The 17,546-nt window shown below is 71.6% G+C and carries 10 protein-coding genes and 1 pseudogene; 6 read left to right on the plus strand and 5 right to left on the minus strand.

Annotation, left to right across the window (positions count from 1 at the left end; translation table 11 throughout):
* Positions 1-228 precede the first annotated feature (228 nt).
* The 3 genes from gltB to VFW71_07090 form a co-directional block, all read right to left on the minus strand.
* On the minus strand, positions 229-4,641 hold the full coding sequence (gltB, locus tag VFW71_07080; GenBank protein ID HEU5002523.1) for a glutamate synthase large subunit: 4,413 nt from the start codon (positions 4,639-4,641) through the stop codon (positions 229-231).
* Between the two features lie 426 nt (positions 4,642-5,067).
* Positions 5,068-6,336 (minus strand): aldehyde dehydrogenase family protein, encoded by a 1,269-nt coding sequence (locus tag VFW71_07085; protein ID HEU5002524.1) that lies wholly within the window; start codon positions 6,334-6,336, stop codon positions 5,068-5,070.
* 8 nt (positions 6,337-6,344) lie between these two features.
* Positions 6,345-7,022, minus strand: coding sequence for a metal-dependent transcriptional regulator (locus VFW71_07090; GenBank protein ID HEU5002525.1), 678 nt, complete (start codon positions 7,020-7,022; stop codon positions 6,345-6,347).
* Between the two features lie 93 nt (positions 7,023-7,115).
* Between VFW71_07090 and polA the strand changes: the two genes are divergently transcribed.
* The 4 genes and pseudogenes from polA to coaE all read left to right on the plus strand — a co-directional run bounded on the left by polA (position 7,116) and on the right by coaE (position 13,526).
* Positions 7,116-9,854, plus strand: coding sequence for a DNA polymerase I (gene polA / locus VFW71_07095; protein ID HEU5002526.1), 2,739 nt, complete (start codon positions 7,116-7,118; stop codon positions 9,852-9,854).
* 58 nt (positions 9,855-9,912) lie between these two features.
* A complete protein-coding gene (locus VFW71_07100) occupies positions 9,913-10,569 on the plus strand; it encodes a hypothetical protein (GenBank protein HEU5002527.1) in 657 nt (218 codons plus the stop codon).
* 143 nt (positions 10,570-10,712) lie between these two features.
* Positions 10,713-11,846, plus strand: a pseudogene (gene rpsA, locus VFW71_07105) (30S ribosomal protein S1).
* Positions 11,847-12,215: 369 nt separating this feature from the next.
* Positions 12,216-13,526, plus strand: a complete 1,311-nt coding sequence (gene coaE, locus VFW71_07110) for a dephospho-CoA kinase (GenBank protein HEU5002528.1) — start codon at positions 12,216-12,218, stop codon at positions 13,524-13,526.
* 16 nt (positions 13,527-13,542) lie between these two features.
* Here the strand turns inward: coaE and VFW71_07115 are convergent, their stop codons facing one another.
* Positions 13,543-14,574, minus strand: a complete 1,032-nt coding sequence (locus tag VFW71_07115) for a DUF4349 domain-containing protein (protein HEU5002529.1) — start codon at positions 14,572-14,574, stop codon at positions 13,543-13,545.
* A 22-nt stretch (positions 14,575-14,596) separates the two neighbouring features.
* Positions 14,597-15,112, minus strand: a complete 516-nt coding sequence (locus VFW71_07120; protein ID HEU5002530.1) for a sigma-70 family RNA polymerase sigma factor — start codon at positions 15,110-15,112, stop codon at positions 14,597-14,599.
* Between the two features lie 439 nt (positions 15,113-15,551).
* Here VFW71_07120 and VFW71_07125 point away from each other — a divergent pair, with 439 nt between their 5' ends.
* Positions 15,552-15,980: a PadR family transcriptional regulator gene (locus VFW71_07125; protein HEU5002531.1), complete on the plus strand. Its 429-nt coding sequence runs from the start codon at positions 15,552-15,554 to the stop codon at positions 15,978-15,980.
* A gap of 134 nt (positions 15,981-16,114) precedes the next feature.
* The gene (locus VFW71_07130; GenBank protein ID HEU5002532.1) at positions 16,115-16,942 is read left to right on the plus strand and encodes an alpha/beta hydrolase; all 828 of its coding nucleotides are present in this window, start codon (positions 16,115-16,117) and stop codon (positions 16,940-16,942) included.
* Positions 16,943-17,546: the final 604 nt, after the last annotated feature.

Raw genomic sequence — 17,546 nt, forward strand, 5'->3', positions numbered from 1 at the left:
GCTGGGCGGCATGAGGAACGGGGTCATGCGATCCGTGGAGACATAGTGTTTGGCCATGCCCCCATTCGCGCACACTTCCGGGGGAAGGTGTTGGATTTCGCGATTGCTAGTTTGAGGCCTCGATTTTGCGACACCCTGCTACAGGGACCCCAACACTCACAGACTTCGGAGAGGCCCCGCCGGCCGCGGCCACCCGCCGGCCGCGGTCCCCCGCCGCCCAGCGCGCCCCTATGCCTTGGCGCCCTCCACCGAGCCCTCGTGGCCGCTCTCGATCCGGGCGACCTCGGCCTTGGGGGCGATGCGCCAGAACTTCGACGACAGCTCCCGCCAGTGCTCCAGCAGCTCACTGGACCGGGAGGACCCGGTCAGCTCGGCGTGGCGCGCCACGAGGTTGCGCAGGAAGGCGAGCTGCGGCCCGTCGGGGTGGTGCAGGGTGACCAGCTCGGGATTGACCCGGGCAGGGAGCGCCATGTCGGGGTCGTAGACGTAGGCCTGGCCCCCGGTCATGCCCGCCCCGAGGTTCCACCCGGTGGGGCCGAGGATGACGGCGGTGCCCCCGGTCATGTACTCGCAGGCGTGGTCACCGGCGCCCTCGACCACCGCCGTCGCCCCGGAGTTGCGCACGCAGAAGCGCTCGCCCGCCCGGCCGGCGACCAGCAGCTCGCCCCCGGTGGCCCCGTAGAGGACCGTGTTGCCGATGAGGTAGGGGTCGCCGGCGTCGTTCTCGGGCGGGAGGATGACGATCTCGCCGCCGCCCATCCCCTTGCCGACATAGTCGTTGGCCTCGCCCACCAGGCGGAACTCGATGCCGCTGGTCAGGAAGGCGCCGAAGCTCTGCCCGGCCTCGCCGGTGAACTCGACGTGCACCTTGCCGGGCGGGGCGGCGGCGCCGTGGACGTGGGCGATCGCCCCGCCCAGCCGGGCGCCGATGGTCCGGTCCGAGTTGTGGATCGGGTAGGACAGCGAGAGCTCCTTGCCCGCCATGACGCCCTCGAAGGCGTCCGCCCAGAGCCGGTCGCCCAACTCGGAGCGGGGCTTCTGGATCGGGTGGGAGGCGACGAAGTGCCGGGGGCCCTCCCAGGCCTCCATGAGCATCGACAGGTCGAGCATGTGCGCCCGGTGGCCGGGCAGCGGGCGGGGGCGCAGGAGGTCCACCCGGCCGATGGCGTCGTCGACGCTGCGCATGCCGAGGGAGGCCAGCAGCCGGCGGACCTCCTCGGCCACGAACAACAGGTAGCGGGCGACGGCCTCGGGGGTCCCGGCGAACTTCTCCCGCAGATCCTTGCGCTGGGTGGCGATGCCCACCGGGCAGGTGTCCCGGTGGCAGGCCCGCACCATGATGCAGCCCTCGGCCAGCAGGAGGGAAGTGCCGAAGGAGTACTCGTCGGCACCCAGCAGGGCGGCCACCAGCACGTCCCGGCCGGACTTGAGGCCGCCGTCCATCCGCACCCGCACCCGGTCCCGCAGCCCGTTCTCCATGAGGATCTGCTGGGTCTCGGCCAGGCCGATCTCCCAGGGCAGACCGGCGTTCTTGATCGAGGACAGCGGGCTGGCGCCGGTGCCGCCGTCCCAGCCGCAGATCTGCACCACGTCGGCCAGGGCCTTGGTGACGCCGGCGGCGATCGTGCCGACGCCCGCCTCGGACACCAGCTTCACCGACACGTCGGCGGCCGGGTTCACCTGCTTCAGGTCGAAGATGAGCTGGGCGAGGTCCTCGATCGAGTAGATGTCGTGGTGCGGCGGGGGCGAGATCAGCGCCACGCCCGGCTGGGTGTGGCGCAGCGCGGCGATCTCCTCGGTCACCTTCTTGCCCGGGATCTGCCCACCCTCGCCCGGCTTGGAGCCCTGGGCCATCTTGATGTTGAGCTCCTCGGCGAAGCTGCAGTACTCGGGCGTCACGCCGAAGCGCCCCGAGGCGATCTGCTTGATGCGGCAGTTCTTGTCGTTGTCGTAGCGCGAGCGGTGCTCGCCGCCCTCGCCGGTGTTGGCCTTGCCGCCCACCAGGTTCATGGCCTGGGCGATGGTCTCGTGCGCCTCGGCCCCGATGGCGCCGTGGCTGATCGCCCCGCTGGAGAAGCGCCGGGTGATGGCGAGAGCGGGCTCCACCTCGTCCACCGGGATCGCCGGCCCAGCGGCGACGATCTCCAGCAGGTCACGGGGTTCCACCGGTGGCCGCTCGGCCACCAGCTTGGCGAAGTGGCTGTACGCCTCCCAGTCGCCGTCCTTGACCGCCGCCTGCAGGGCCTCCACCACGTCCGGATTGGTGACGTGGGACTCGATCCCCTTCGCGTGGAACTTGTAGTAGCCCGGGTTCTTCAGCTTCGGCAGGGCGGCCGGGTACCCCTCGTAGGCCTCCTGGTGGCGGGCGAGGACGTCCTCGGCAATGGTCTGCAGCCCGATGCCGCCGAGCGGCGTGGCGCACCCGGTGAAGCACAGGTCGATGACCTCCCGGCCGAGCCCGATGGCGTCGAAGATCTGCGCCCCCCGGTAGGAGTCGGTGGTGGAGATCCCCATCTTGGACATGATCTTGAGGACGCCCTCCTCCACTGCGTTGCGGTAGCGCAGGAGTGCCTCGGCCACCGGGATGTCCTCCCCGAGGCGGCCCCGGGCGGTGATCTCGGCGATGGAGGCGAGCACCAGGCGGGGGCAGATGGCCTCGGCCCCGTAGCCCAGCAGGCAGGCCATGTGGTGGACCTCCCGGGCCTCGTCGGTCTCGGCGACGATCGACACCCGCGTGCGCTGCCCGGTGTGCAGCAGGCGCTGGTGCACGGCGCCGACGGCCAGCAGCATCGGGATGGGTGCCCGGGCGGAGGACACCCGGGCGTCGGTCAGGACCAGCAGGCCGCTGCCCAACCCGGCGGCGTGCTCGGCTTCGTCGGCCACCCGCTCGATGGCCTCCCGCAGCGCCCCCGGGCCCTCGGTGGCCCGGAAGGTGGCGTCGATGCGGTGGCCGCCCGGCGCCTTGAACAGCAGGAAGGTCTCCAGCTCCAGCATCGCCGCACTCTCGGGGCGCTCCCACAGCACGGGGTCGTGGGGGCCGAGGAGGGTGCGGATGCTCATGACCGAGCGTTCCCGCAGGGCGTCGATGGGCGGGTTGGTGACCTGGGCGAAGCGCTGCTTGAAGTAGTTGTAGACCGGCCGGCCGTGGTCGGCGAGCCCGCCCGGGGCGGTGTCGTCGCCCATCGACGAGGTGGGCTCGTGGCCGGTCATCGCCATCGGCCGGATGACGGTGGTGAAGTCCTCGTGCGAGTAGCCGAAGGCCACCTGGCGGCGCACCAGGTCCTCGGGGATCTCCGGATTGGGGTCGCCCACGGGGGCAGGCTTCAGGTACTGGGACACCCACTGGCCGTAGGGCTGCGCCTTGGCCAGGCGGCGGCGGACCGGGTCGTTCTCGAAGCCCCCGGCCGGGTCGGTCGGGTCTACGCAGATCATCTGGCCCGGGCCGAGCTTGCCCCGGCGCACCCGGCCGTGACCCCGGGTGTAGACCGAGCCGGCCTCCGAGGTGCAGGCCACCATCCCGTCCTCGCACACGACATAGCGCAGGGGGCGCAGCCCGTTGCGGTCGAGGCAGGCGCCCACCCGGATGCCGTCGGTGAAGATCACCCCGGCGGGGCCGTCCCATGCCTCCATCAGGCAGGCGTGGTAGCGGTAGAAGTCCCGGACCTCCTCCTCGAGGTCGGCCATGTTCTCCCACGCAGCGGGGATCAGCATGGCGGCGGCGTGACGCACGTCGCGGCCTTCCCGGGTCAGCAGCTCGAGGACGTTGTCGAGCATCGCCGAGTCGGAACCCTCGATGTCGATCACCGGGCGCAGCAGCTCCTCCTCCAGGAGGTTGATCCGCCCGAGGCGGCCCTCCCGGGCCCGCATGCGGTTGACGTTGCCCTGGATGGTGTTGATCTCGCCGTTGTGGCACAGCATCCGGAAGGGCTGGGTGCGCTCCCAGGTGGGCAGCGTGTTGGTGGAGAAACGCTGGTGGAAGACGGCCAGCGGCACCTTGTAGGCCGGGTTGCGCAGGTCGGTGTAGAAGTCTCCCAGCCGGTCGGCGGTGACCATGCCCTTGTAGGTCAGGGTGCTGAAGGAGAACGACGGGAAGTAGACCCGGATGCCCTTCTCGGCGCACGCCTTCTCGGCGCGCTTGCGGGCCCGGACGCAGCGGCGCTCGGCCTCGGCGGCGTCGAAGCCGATCGGCTTGAGGAAGATCGCCTGCTCGATGAGCGGCTTGGTGGCGAGGGCCCGGTCGCCCAGCGGCTCGAGGTCCACCGGCACCGGCCGCCAGGCGATCACCTCGATGCCCTCCCAGCGGCACGCCTCCTCGATGACCGCCCGGTGCCCTGCCCCCCAGACGAAGGTCATGGCGACGCCGATGAAGTCGGGGTCGGCGGCGGCCCCGAGGGCGGACGCCTCGGCGGCGAAGAAGTCCCGGGGCAGCGAGGTGAGGATGCCGGCACCGTCACCGGTCTTCGAGTCGGCGTCCAGCGCCCCGCGGTGGCGGACCCGGCAGAGGGAGTGGACCGCGGTCTCGAGGATGTCGTGGGTTGGCCTGCCCTCGACGTCGGCGACGAAACCGACCCCGCAGGCGTCCCGCTCGTGCGCGGGATCGAAGATGTTCCTGGGTGGGGCGAACCTCGGGCTCGTGGTCATTCCGCTCCCTCTCCTCCCGGCCCGCCCCGTTCTGCAGGCGCGCGCCGCCGTCGGGACGCTCGGCCCCCCTCTGCAAGGGGGTGCTTCCCTGTTCGCGGACGAAAAAACGCCCGCGGAAGGCGAGCGTCTTTGCTCTGGTGGCGACCACCGTCCCCGTTGGGCCCCCCATTGGACCGCGCGGTCGGGCCGGAAGTCGGCCCCATTGTGCAAGGTCGGGTGTGCGCTGTCAACGAGGGCCTGTGACAACTGTCATCCCGAGGTCGTGATGCGGCGCACGACCGGGGCGCGGGTGGTCTCCGTAGCGTTGGCGGTGTGCATGCGTCCCCGCGAAAGAGGCCCCCGGTGCAGGCGTCATCGGCTATCCATATCCGCAATGCCCGCAGGCTTTCGGCAGCGTGACCGCCTTCTGCTTCTTCCCCTAGTCGGCTACCGGCGCTGCGTGCCGTCCCCGGTGATGACGTACTGGCGCAGGTACAGATCCCGGTAGGTCACCGGCCCCCGGGGGCCGGGCACGCGGTCGATGTTGATCCCGGTCTCGGGCGCCGAGGTCAGCTCGAAGCCGTCCAGCCAGCGGGTGATGGCGTTCCAGAACCCGGCGGTGCCCCGGTAGGCGTTCAGGAAGGCGGCGGCCGCCTCCCGGTCCCCGGTGACGATCCCCGCCGCCAGGCCCGAGGTCTCGGCGCTGGCCAGGCGGGCGGCCGCCACCGCCCCGCCCACCGGCGCGATCGTCACCGTCGCCCCCCGGTCGGGGTCGTTGGCCCACTCGTAGCCGATCGGGTGGTCGTGGGGCGGCAGGGACGCCGTCACCCCGAGGGGTGCCATCCGGGCCACCGCCTGGGGAACGAAGGCGTCCCACAGGGCCTCGTCCACCAGCAGCAGGTTCAACCGGTTGCACACGCCCAGGCGGTCCAGGCTGCCCTCGATGAGGCCGAGGGCCATCTCGGGATCGGCGCCCGGGTGGACGTAGAGCACCCCGCCGCCCTCGGCGTGGGCCAGGGAGCGCACGCCGTGCTCCGTGGCCTGGCGGGCGAGGGACGCCGTCGTCTCGCCGCTGCCCCGCAGGATCACCAGCGGGATGAGCTGGGGGAGCGAGACGAGCACGGACGCGGCCTCCCGGTCGGCGGTGCGGACGAGCTGCACCGCTCCGGCGGGGAGCCCGGCGGCCGCCAGGCCGGGGCCGATCACCCGGTCGACCAGCGCGGTGGCGCTGCGCAGCGAGGCCCCGCCGGTGCGCAGCACGCCGGCGTTGCGGGACTTCACCAGCTGGGTGGCGACATCGACGGTCACGTTGGGCCGGGCCTCGTAGTTGGCGCCGATGACCCCGACGGGCACCCGGCGCTCCTCGACCACGAGGCCGTTCGCCAGCGTGCGCACGCCCGCGACCCTCCCCAGTGGGGGCAGGGCGGCAAGCGCCGTGACCTGCTCGGCGATGCCGGCCAACCGGGCCTCGCCCAGCCGCAGGCGGTCGACCAGCCCGGGGGAGAGGACCCCTTCGGCCGCCTCGATGTCGTCGGCGTTGGCTTCCAGCAGCGCCCCGGCCTCGGAGGACAGCCGGGAGGCGATCTCGGCCAGCGCGGCGCCGACCGTCTCGTCCGCCGCGTCGGCCATGGCCTCGGCGGCCGCCTGGGCGGCCCGGGCCGCGCCGGTCACGAGTTCGGCGACCTCGCTGGGAGGGGCGCCCATACCGGAGCTCATGTCGCCGCTCATGCCGGGTGGGGCTGGACCCACACGTTGTCCGCCAGGCTGGAGCCCAGCGACGCCGAGGTGCCGTCCACCGACAGCGTCAGGGTGCCGTCCGGCCCGATCGCGGTGACCCGGATGCTCGCACCGGGCATCAGGTGCTTGTCCTCGAAGTACTTGAGGACATCGGTGACCAGCTCGACGTCCTCGGTCAGCAGGCAGAGCCGGCCGGTGTCGCCCGCCTTCAGGTCGCTCAGGGCCACCAGTTGCGCCCGGTCGTAGGGGGGCGCCAGCCCGGGGATGGCGTTGCCGTGCGGGCAGGTGGTGGCGCCGGTCTTGGAGAGGATGCGCTCCTCCACCTCGGGCGAGATGACGTGCTCCCAGGCATGGGCCTCCTCGTGGGCCCGGTGCCAGGGGATCTCCAGGATGTCCACCAGCAACCGCTCGGCCAGCCGGTGGCGGCGGACCAGGGGGGTGGCCACCTCCCGGCCGTAGCCGGTCAGGGCGATGTCCCGGTCCTCCACCGAGACCAGCCCGGCCTTGGCCAGCCGGCGGACCTGCTCGGAGACTGCGGCCGCCGACACGCCCATGCGCCGGGCGATGCGCGACTGGGCGATGCGCCCGCCCTCCTCCTCCATCTCGTAGACCGCTTCCAGGTACTCCTGGGCGCCTTGCGGGACGGGAGGGGCCACCTCGGACATTCGGCTCGCTTCTTCCTGGGTCACGGGCGGCAAGCGGCGGGCCCCCGCGGGGCCGCCGGCGGTCCGGAGGGGGCGACTTACTATAGTGCCGAGATGCCGGCTGCCCCCGTTCGGGGCCCGAAAGGGTCGTCGAAGACCAGTGCCCCCACGGTCGCCCTCTTCGACGGCCATTCGCTGGCCTACCGGGCGTTCTTCGCCCTCGCCGAGGCCGATCTGCGCACCGCCAGCGGCCAGCCCACCGCCGCCGTGTACGGCTTCACCTCCATGCTCATCAAGGCCTGGCAGGACCTGAAGACCCGCCACCTGGCGGTCGCCTTCGACCGGGGCCGGCCGGCCGAACGCCTGGCGATCCGGCCGGAGTACAAGGCCCAGCGGGAGTCCCCGCCCGACGAGTTCCGCCAGCAGGTGGGCCTCATCCGGGAGGTGCTCAGCGTCCTCAAGATCCCGGTCTTCGAGCTGGACAACACCGAGGCGGACGACATCATCTCCGTCCTCGCCTCCCGCCTCGCCGGGGAGGGGGCCTCGGTGGTGGTGGTGACCGCTGACCGGGACTTCTTCCAGATGGTCGGGCCCAAGGTCCGGCTGATCATGAACCGGCGGGGGATCAGCGACACCGTCACCTACGACGAGGCCGCCGTCCGCCAGCGCTACGGGTTCGGCCCCGAGCACTACCTGGACTACGCCGCCCTGCGGGGCGACCCGTCGGACAACATCGAGGGCGTGGCGGGCATCGGCGAGAAGACCGCCAACAAGCTCGTCGTGACCTACGGGACGCTGGAGTCGGTCTTCGAGCACCTCGACGAGATCACCCCGAAGAACCGCGAGCGCCTCGCCGAGGCCCAGACCCGCCTGCTGGAGAACCGGGAGTTCTTCCGCCTGCGCACCGCCGAGCAGCTCGCCGCCCACGGCGTCCCGGTGGAGCGCCTGGACGTGTCGGCCGCCGACCTCGAGATGGGGCGCTGGGACCCCGAGGAGGTCCGCACCCTGTTCGACACCCTGGAGTTCCGCACCCTGTACGACCGGCTGGGCACCGACCTTCCCGCCCCGGCCCCCAAGGGCGGGCTCACCGCCGACTCGGCCGAGATCGGCCACCTCGACGACCTGCGCGACGCCCTCGCCGAAGCTGCCCGCAGCGGGATCGTGACCCTGCGGGTCGCGGGGGAGCGGTCCCACCCGCGGGCGGCGCCGGGCGCGCTGGCGATCGGGGTCCCGGGTGGCGCCCGGGTGGTGCGCCTCGAGTCCTTCGCCGAACCGGAGGCGGTCTGGGATGCCATCCGGCCCGACCTCGAGGCCTCCCGCATCGCCACCCACGGGGCCAAGGACGCCCTCCTACGCCTGGACGCCGCCGGCATCCACCCGGCGGGCATCGCCATGGACACCGAGATCGCCGCCTACCTGGCCCACCCGGAGCGGGGCTCGTACCCGCTCGACGAGCTGGTGGCGTCCTACCTGGGCCGGGAGCTGCGCCTGGAGACCGAGCCCGCCGCCGGCCAGCAGGCCCTGGCGCTGGATGGGGTGGAGGCCCCGGCGGGGGACGGGCTGGCCATCGGGACGGAGGCGGTCGCGGTGGCTGAGCTGGGGGGGGTCCTGGAAAAGGAGCTGCGCGAGAAGGGGGCCTGGGACCTCCTCCAGGACCTGGAGCTGCCCCTGGTGGCGGTCCTGGCGCGCATCGAGCGCACCGGCGTGCGGGTGGACGGCGATTACCTGCGGGCGATGTCCGAGGCGGTCGGCGATGAGATGGCCGCCATCGAGCACGAGATCTATGCCTACGCCGGTGAGCCGTTCAACATCGGCTCCCCGCCCCAGCTCCGCCGCATCCTCTACGAGAAGCTCGGCCTCAAGCCCTCCAAGCGCACCAAGACCGGGTTCTCCACCGACGCCAGCGTGCTGGAGTCGCTGCGCGAGGAGCACGGCATCGTGGACGCCATCCTGCGCTACCGGGAGCGGTCGAAGCTGAAGTCGACCTACATCGACGCCCTGCCGCCCCTCGTGGACCCGCAGACCGGGCGGGTGCACTGCCGCTTCAATCAGACGGTGGCGGCCACCGGCCGGCTGTCCTCCGACTCACCGAACCTGCAGAACATCCCCATCCGCACCGAGGAGGGCAAGCAGATCCGGCGGGCGTTCATCCCGGCCGAGGGCCACCTCCTGGTGGTCGCCGACTACTCCCAGATCGAGCTGCGGGTGCTGGCCCACCTGTCCGAGGATCCCGAGCTGGTCTCGGCCTTCGAGCGCCACGAGGACATCCACCGGCATTCGATTGCCAAGGCGCTCAACATCCCGATGGATGCGGTGACCCCCGAGCTGCGCTCGATCGGCAAGATGGTGTCCTACGGCGTCACGTACGGGATGGGGCCGTTCGGGCTGGCGCAGCGCCTGCACATCCCGATGGACCAGGCGAAGGCCTACATCGAGGGTTTCTTCGGCTCCTACCCGCAGGTCCGGGGCTACCTGGACGGCATCGTCGCCCAGGCCCGGGAGGAGGGCTATACCACGACGATCCTCGGCCGGCGGAGGTACCTGCCCGACCTGAACGCCCGCAACCCGGCGGTGCGCTCCAACGCTGAGCGCATGGCGCTGAACGCCCCCATCCAGGGCTCGGCGGCCGACATCATCAAGCTGGCGATGGTGCGGGCGGACGCCGCCATGGCCCGGAGCCAGGGCCGTATGGTGCTGACCGTACACGACGAGCTGGTCTTCGAGGTGCCCACGGCCGAGGTCGAGGCGACAGCAGCCGAGATCCGCACGGCAATGGAGGGGGTGCTCCCCATGCGGGTGCCGCTCGAGGTCGATCTCGCCTGGGGCGCCAACTGGGCAGACGCCAAAGGCTGAGCCGGGGCCAATCCGCGAGAAGGGTAGAACCACAAGTCATGGGTACGAGGCGGCGACGATGAGCGACCGGGAGGGCGACCAGCAGGGCGACCACGCCCACGGTCCCTCGGCAAGCGGTGGACCGGTGGGTGGCCCGGGCGCGCACCACACCCACCCCGACGGTGGCCCGCCGCCCCGCTCCCCGGCCCGCTTCGTGGGCTACATCCTCATCTTCGTGATCCTGGTGGCGGTGTCGCTCTACCTGCGGGCGGCGCACAACAAGAGCGGCACCGCGGCCCAGGGGGGCAGCCCGAGCACGCCGGCGACGGCCGCCTCAGGCCTCGCCATCGTGGACACCGAGTGGGCGGGCCAGGCGTGCCGCACCACCACGCCCTCGGGCGGCTACATGCTCCGGGCGGCGTACGACTCGACCCAGGGCACAGTGAACTCGTGGATCGCCGGGCTGTCCTCCGGGGCGGTCACCCAGACGATGACCGGCGGCAGCCCGAACCTCGAGACGGCGGTGTGCTACATCGACGGCCCCTGGCAGTTGCCGCCCTCCGCCCAGGGCGCGGTCCCGACCGACACCCTGCTCCGGGCCATCGTCCTGGTGCCCAAGGGCGGCACCGCCGTCAGCGGCCCCATCGGCCCCGCAGCCAGCCTCACGCTCGCCCGGCCGCAGCCGGCGGCGACCATCCCCCCCGCGCCCCCGGCGGTCACGCCCACCAGCAAGTAGACGGTCACGCGGGACCCGGCACAGCCCCTCCTCCGCCCTGATCTTGGGACCGGGCCGGGAAAGGCGCCGTGCTAGACTCAACTCGCCCTTTCGTGCTGACGCGCGGAAGGAGTTCCCGCCCTGAGGGGCCGTAAGGAGTTCGCATGTCCACCCGCACATTCAATTACGATCCGGCTGAGCGCGGCTCGGCACCGGAGCACGAATCCACCATCACCACCAATGACGTGGGCTTCTCCCACGAAGAGCTGATGGCGGCCATTGACGCCACCATCAAGCCGTTCGACGAGGGCGACCTCGTCGCCGGCACCGTCGTCAAGATCGACAAGGACGAGGTCCTGGTCGACATCGGCTTCAAGTCCGAGGGCGTGATCCCCGCCCACGAGCTGTCCATCAAGCAGGATGTCGATCCCTCCCGGGTCGTCACCGTCGGCGACCGGGTCGAGGCGCTGGTCCTCCAGAAGGAGGACAAGGAGGGGCGCCTCATCCTCTCGAAGAAGCGGGCCCAGTACGAGCGGGCCTGGGGCAACATCGAGGCCATCAAGCAGGCCGGCGGCATCGTCAAGGGGCCGGTCATCGAGGTCGTCAAGGGCGGCCTGATCGTCGACATCGGCCTGCGGGGCTTCCTCCCCGCCTCGCTGGTGGAGCTGCGCCGGGTCCGCGACCTGCAGCCCTACGTCGGCCGCGAGCTGGAATGCAAGATCATCGAGCTCGACAAGAACCGCAACAACGTGGTCCTGTCCCGGCGGGCCTACCTCGAGGAGGCGCACTCCGAGCAGCGCAAGGAGTTCCTCGAGAACCTGAAGCCCGGGGAGAAGCGCACCGGCACCGTCTCGTCCATCGTCAACTTCGGTGCCTTCGTGGACCTGGGCGGCGTGGACGGCCTGGTGCACGTCTCCGAGCTGTCCTGGCGCCACGTCGACCACCCGAGCGAGGTGGTCCAGGTAGGCCAGGAGATCAACGTCGAGGTCCTCGACGTCGACTTGCAACGGGAGCGGGTCTCACTCTCGCTTAAGAACACCCAGGAGGACCCCTGGCGGGCCTTCGCCCGCCAGCACCACCCGGGCGATGTGGTCACCGGCACGGTCACCAAGCTGGTGCCCTTTGGCTCCTTCGTCAAGGTGGCCGAGGGCATCGAGGGCCTGGTGCACATCTCCGAGCTGGCCGAGCGCCACGTCGAGCTCCCCGAGCAGGTGGTGGCCCTGGGTCAGGAGGTGTCGGTGAAGGTGATCGACATCGACCTGGAACGGCGCCGGATCAGCCTGTCGATCAAGCAGGCGATGGCCGGGCAGGCGACGCCGGCAGACCGGGCCGAGCACGCCGGCGGAGCCGGTGGGGCGCCGACGGTGGCCAGTGCGGCCAGCGAGGACCGGCTGCTGGACCAGCCGCCCGAGCGCTCCGACGAGGAGCTGCGGGAGGCGCGCGAGCATCGTGAGCCCGTGCCGGTCCCGGCGGCGCCCGCGGCTGCGGACGCAGTGGCCCCGGCGGCTGAGGCCGCCCCGGCGGCGGCGCCCGCGGAGAAGCCCGCCGAGCCCGAACTGGAAGGCGAGCTGCTCACCTCGGAGGCTCCGCCATCGCCGGAGTCGCTCGAGGACATCCTGCTGGAGATGAAGCGCGACCTGGAGCACTAGGGCCTGGTCGTTGCCGGACTGACCGGGGGCATCGCGTCGGGCAAGTCGACGGTCGCCCGGCTCCTGGCGGCGCGCGGAGCGTTCGTGATCGATGCCGACTCGGTCGCGCACGACGTACTTGCCCCGGGCGGGACCGCGGTCGAGGCCGTGGTGACCCGCTTCGGCCCTTCCGTCCGGGCGCCGGACATGGGCATCAACCGGGCGGTGCTCGGTGCGCTCGTGTTCGCCGACCCGGCTGCCCGCCGGGATCTCGAGGCGCTCACCCACCCGGCGATCCGGGCCGAGATCGCCCGCCGGACCGCCGCAGCCGGGGCCCCTCTGGTGGTGATCGATGCCGCCCTGCTGGTGGAGACCGGCGGCCGGTCCACCATGGCCGAGCGGGGGATGGACGCCCTGGTGGTCGTGGCGGCCGAGCCCGCCCAGCAGGTGGCAAGAGCTCTCGAGCGGGGCACGCCGCTGGAGCGGGTGGAGGCGGTCATGGCCGCCCAGGCGACCCCCGCCCAACGCATGGCTGCCGCCGACTACGTGATCGACAACCGTGGCTCCCCCGAGGAGCTGGAGGCGGGCGTGGAGACCCTGTGGAGCCTGCTGACCAACCCCGCGCCGGGGACTCCCTCCCGGGTCAAGGGGATCCTCTTCGACGTGGGCGACACCTTGCTGGCCCCCCACCCATCGTTCCTCGAGCTCTTCGCCCTGGTGATGCGGGAGCAGGGTTTCTCAGTGACGCCCGCCGAGGTGGAGGAGGCCCTGCAGACGGTGGGGCGGAGCGTCTCGGAGGTGATCGGTCAGGGCGACAACCCCGACGAGCGCTGGTCCACCTCGGAGGAGAAATCCCGCCGCTTCTGGAGGCGGTTGTACGGCGCCATGCTGGCCCACTGGGGCATCGCCGACGGCGACGGTGCCATCTTCAACGCCCTCTACGCCCGCTTCACCCGGCCCGACTCCTACCGGCTCTTCCCCGATGTCATGCCAGCACTGGAGGCGTGCCGGGAGGCAGGGCTGGTGCTGGGCATCGTGTCCAACTTCGAGTCCTGGCTGGAGGACATGCTGGCGGGCCTCGGCGTGGCCGGCTTCTTCGCCTGCGTGGTGATCTCGGGCAAGGAGGGCATCGAGAAGCCCGACCCCGAGATCTTCCGGCGGGCGTTGGAGCGCAGCGGGCTGGAGCCGGCGGAGACCGCCTTCGTGGGCGACCATCCCCGGGTGGACATCGCCGCCGCCCGGGAGCTCGGCATGACCGGCGTCCTCATCGACCGCTGGGACCGCTACCCGGACGCCGACTCCCTGCGCATCCGCACCCTGGCCGATTTGCTCCCCGCCCTCGGCTACTAGTCGTTTGTTCCCGAACTCACGCCACCCGGCGGCGTAGGCGCCGGACCGCCGCCCAGGCGAGCACGACGAGCACCACCGGGGCGAGCAGGTAGCCCACGGCGACGATGAAGCCGGCGAGCACCGTGGCCACGCCGTTCCTCGCCTGGTGCCACGCCGTCGCCAGCCGACCGCCGGGTCTGGCCGCCGCCGGCTGGGTGCCCGGCTCGGCCAGCGTCGCCTGGATGCTCGCCATCGCAACCTGGTTCTGGAGGTAGGACTGGCTCGCCTGCAGGGTCTGGATCTGCTGCGTGACGTTGTTGAGCGGCTGCTCGATCGCCAGGATGTCGGCGGTGGACTTGGCCTGCGGCAGCAGTTGCAGGTACTCCGCCTCCTCCCCCTGTAGGGCGGTCAGTTGGGCAGCGTCACTGGCAACCTGGCCCGACTCGTCCAGGCTCGTGGTGCTCTGGTTGGACACTGCTCCCAGGTCCCCGAGCGCGGCGAGCGCCTGGTCCAGGTTGGTCGACGGAACCTGGAGGGTGAGGTTTCCGGATGCGAGCCGCCCGTTGGCGGTCTGGGTGTTGGAGTTGGAGACCAGCCCCCCGAACCGGCCCGCCACCCCCGCCGCCTGTGACCAGGCGGAGGCGAAGTGACCCTTGGGCACCCGGACCGAGACCGAGGCGGTGCGCACGATGCTCTGCTGGAACCCCGCTCCGGAGGACTTGCCCGGCGACGGGGCCTGGGCGGGCACTGGGCCGAGGCTCGTGTCTATGGATGTCAGTGGGCCGTTGATGTTGCTCACGTTGCTTGGGGCCCTGACAATGTGTTGCGCAGCAGTTCTGTTCGGTTGGGACGGCGCCGGGTTGACCAGAGTCCCAAGGGCAACCAGCACAGTGAGGGCGCCGGCGGCGGCCAACGCGTACACCCAGCCGCGCCCATGGACCAACCGGTGGGGCTTCCCTGGGCGGACCCGGGCGGCCACCATGGTGCGTCCCTTGAGGTCGTCCGGGACGGTGTACCCCGCTGCTTCTTCGGCCAGGGCGCTGCGGATCTCCAGCTCAAGCTCAGTCATCGTCACTGCTCATCCCCTCCACTCATCCCTCTTGGGCTGCCGAGTGGGCAGCCTCGATCGAGGCGTCCATCGCCAACAGTCCCCGCGCCTCATGGAGCCGGGACTTCACCGTGCCCGGGCGAATACCAAGGAGCGCCGCCATCTCACGCTCGGTGAGGTCCAGGTAGTACCGGAGGACCAGCGGCACGCGGAGCCGGTCCGGGAGCTTCCCCAAGGCCTCGGCCACCGTGGCCGCCGTCAACCGCGCCTCGACCTCCTCGTGCCCGCCCGGCCCCACGTCGTCGGACGGCCCGTGACGGGCCAGGGCTCGCTCCTCCCTCCGGCGTGAGCGCAAGATGTTGAGCGAGAGGTTGACCGCCACCCGGGACAGCCACCGGGAAGCATCCGCACCGGGGGCGATCTTCCGGCTGGCCGCGGCCGCCCGCACCAAGGTCTCCTGTGCCACGTCCTCGGCGGCGGCCGGGTCCCGCAGGATGAGGCAGGCAGCCAAGTAGACCCGGGGCTGGTACTCGTCGACCCATCTCTCCAGCAGTTCCATTCCGGGGTCCTCGGGCCGAATCATCGTCGCTGCCTTTCCTGGTCAACACCGTTGGACCCTCGGTGGTTCGCACTCCATAGGACGTCCCGGCTGGGGATCGGGTTCCCCAGAACCGGGGGGTTGACGGTGGACGGATAACGATATATCGTGTTGCAACGGCAGCACTCGAAGAAGTACAGAAGGAGGAGTCATGGATACGGAAGAGATCGACACTGCATGGGGGCCAGGCGGGTCTCACGCCGGTTGTCACGGTGAGGGCCACGGAGGTGGTCGGCGGGGGCACGGCGGATTCCGGGGTGGAGTCCACGGTGGGCCCCACCATGGGGCACATCGCCACCACGGGGACTTCCCGCCCCCGTGGGCGGGCTTCGAGGGGTTCCCCGGGTTCGCGGGGCGCTTCGGCGGACCCCGGGGCGGGCGCCGGGCCCGGCGGGGCGATGTGCGCATCGCCATCCTCGCCGTCCTGGCCGAGAAGCCGATGCACGGCTACGACCTGATCCGCGAGCTCGAGGAGCGGAGCCGCCAGATGTGGCACCCCAGCCCGGGATCGGTCTACCCGACGCTGCAGATGCTGGAGGAGCAGGGCCTGCTGAGCAGCGTGGAGCAGGACGGCAAGAGGGTGTACTCGATCACCGACGAGGGGAGGGCAGAGGTCACCGCCCAGGAGGAGCGCCGGGGCGGCGCCCAGCCCTGGGACGAGGCCCGGGAGGGCGGGGAGCGCTTCGGCCCGCTGTTCGGAGCCATGGGCCAGCTGGGGGCCGCCGTCATGCAGGTGGCCCGGGCCGGAAATTCGTCCCAGGCGGAGCGGGTGACCGAGATCCTCACCGAGGCCCGGAAGAAGGTGTACTCGGTGCTGTCGGAGGACTAGAACCGCTGCGGCCCGCCCCCCGGCTCGCTGCCCCTGTCGCCGACAGAAGATGGGGTGTTCACCCGATGCGCCATTGCCCCCAGCCGGAGCACAGTTGGCCGTACAGGCATGCCACGAGACGGGAGGGGGCAGCGATGGCAACGGTCGAGGAAACGGTCGATGCAAGGGGAATCCCGTTCCACTGCGTCGAGGCGGGTGAGGGGCAGGCCCTGTTCTTCATCCACGGAATGTGCGGGTTCGCCGAAGTGTGGCGGGGGCAGGCGGAACGGCTCAGCCCCCGCTTCCGGTGCGTCGCATACGACCGGCGAGGTCACACCGGCACGCCGAGGGGGACTGAGCCCGAGTCGACCGAGACCCATGCCATGGACGGGGCGGCGCTCATCGAGGCCCTCGACCTGGACCGGCCCGTCGTGGTCGGCTCCAGCGGCGGTGCCCGGATCGCGCTCGAGCTTGCCCGGACCCGGCCGGATCTGTTGGCGGGGGCGGTGTTCTCCGAGCCGCCGGCATTCGCGATCGACCCGGAGGCAGCGGCCGGGCTCCTCAAGGCTCTGAAGGGCGTGGTGGGGCCCGCGGTAGCCGCCGGGGACGCCCGGGCGGCGGTAGACGCCTTCTTCCCGCTGCTCTGCCCGGGCCTGTGGTCAAGCCTCGACGAGGAGGGCCGGGACCGCTACCGGGCGAATGGCCCGATGATGCTGGAGGAGCTCACCGGACCGCCTTATCCCCTTACGGCCGCGGGGGCAGCCACGATCGCCGTCCCGGCCCTCGTCCTCTCCGGGACCGAGAGCCATCCGGCACTGCAGGCTCTCGCCCGCCGGCTGGCCGACGTGCTGCCTGAGGCCCGCTGGGTGGCGCTGGCCGGATCGGGCCACGTCACTTACGCCGAGCGGCCGGACGCCTTCGCCAGGGCGGTCGCCGGCTTCGCCGGCAACCTCGCCGTAGCTGGGCCACAGACCGGGAAGTAGGCTCCGAGCCTCGCTGAGGCAGTCGGGACGCTGAGCGGGGCGCCCCTCGTGGCCTTCGTGGCCACCCTCGACCTCGATCGGTCGCATGCGTTCTATTCCGGGGTCCTCGGGCTGCGGCACATCGAGACAACGCCGTTTGCCAACGTCTACCGGGTCGGCGCCGTAACGCTCCCGGTAACACTGGTGCAGAGCCTGATCCGGCCGGAGCATGGGGGCACTGGAAGTAACACCAGGACGCCGAGGGCATCTGGACCGCTCCGGGCGGTGCCCGCATCTCCGGGCGGAGCTACGGAGCGGCTGAGCTGAGTGGGCGCCAGTCCAAGTTGGCGGCGTGGTACAGCCCCTGGCTGCTCCACGCGTGCAGGTTGGGAAGGCGCCGGCCCGGACGGGGCGGGGTGCACGCGCAAGCGGGCGCCGCAGCAGTGACGCGCGGCGCCCCTTCTAGGTGGTGGTGGTTTGTGCAGCAGTTGGGCCGGTCGAGCTGGCCCGGGGCTGCACTAGCCCGGCGGGAATTCCCAGTCGTAGTGGGCGGGGCCGAGCTCGAAGGTCTCGGTTTGCTCCTCGTACAGCCAGGCGTCCTCCGCTGGCGGCCCCGTGCTGGGGG

It is taken from the genome of Actinomycetota bacterium, assembly GCA_035765775.1.
Taxonomy (GTDB): Bacteria; Actinomycetota; CADDZG01; order JAHWKV01; family JAOPZY01; genus DASTWV01.

Excerpts from the sequence above, each read along its gene's own strand:
- polA (HEU5002526.1), top strand. The coding sequence starts at position 7,116 with ATGCCGGCTGCCCCCGTTCGGGGCCCGAAAGGGTCGTCGAAGACCAGT.
- VFW71_07120 (HEU5002530.1), bottom strand. The coding sequence starts at position 15,112 with ATGGAACTGCTGGAGAGATGGGTCGACGAGTACCAGCCCCGGGTCTAC.
- VFW71_07100 (HEU5002527.1), top strand. The coding sequence starts at position 9,913 with ATGAGCGACCGGGAGGGCGACCAGCAGGGCGACCACGCCCACGGTCCC.
- VFW71_07085 (HEU5002524.1), bottom strand. The coding sequence starts at position 6,336 with ATGAGCTCCGGTATGGGCGCCCCTCCCAGCGAGGTCGCCGAACTCGTG.
- gltB (HEU5002523.1), bottom strand. The coding sequence starts at position 4,641 with ATGACCACGAGCCCGAGGTTCGCCCCACCCAGGAACATCTTCGATCCC.
- VFW71_07090 (HEU5002525.1), bottom strand. The coding sequence starts at position 7,022 with ATGTCCGAGGTGGCCCCTCCCGTCCCGCAAGGCGCCCAGGAGTACCTG.
- VFW71_07130 (HEU5002532.1), top strand. The coding sequence starts at position 16,115 with ATGGCAACGGTCGAGGAAACGGTCGATGCAAGGGGAATCCCGTTCCAC.
- VFW71_07115 (HEU5002529.1), bottom strand. The coding sequence starts at position 14,574 with ATGACTGAGCTTGAGCTGGAGATCCGCAGCGCCCTGGCCGAAGAAGCA.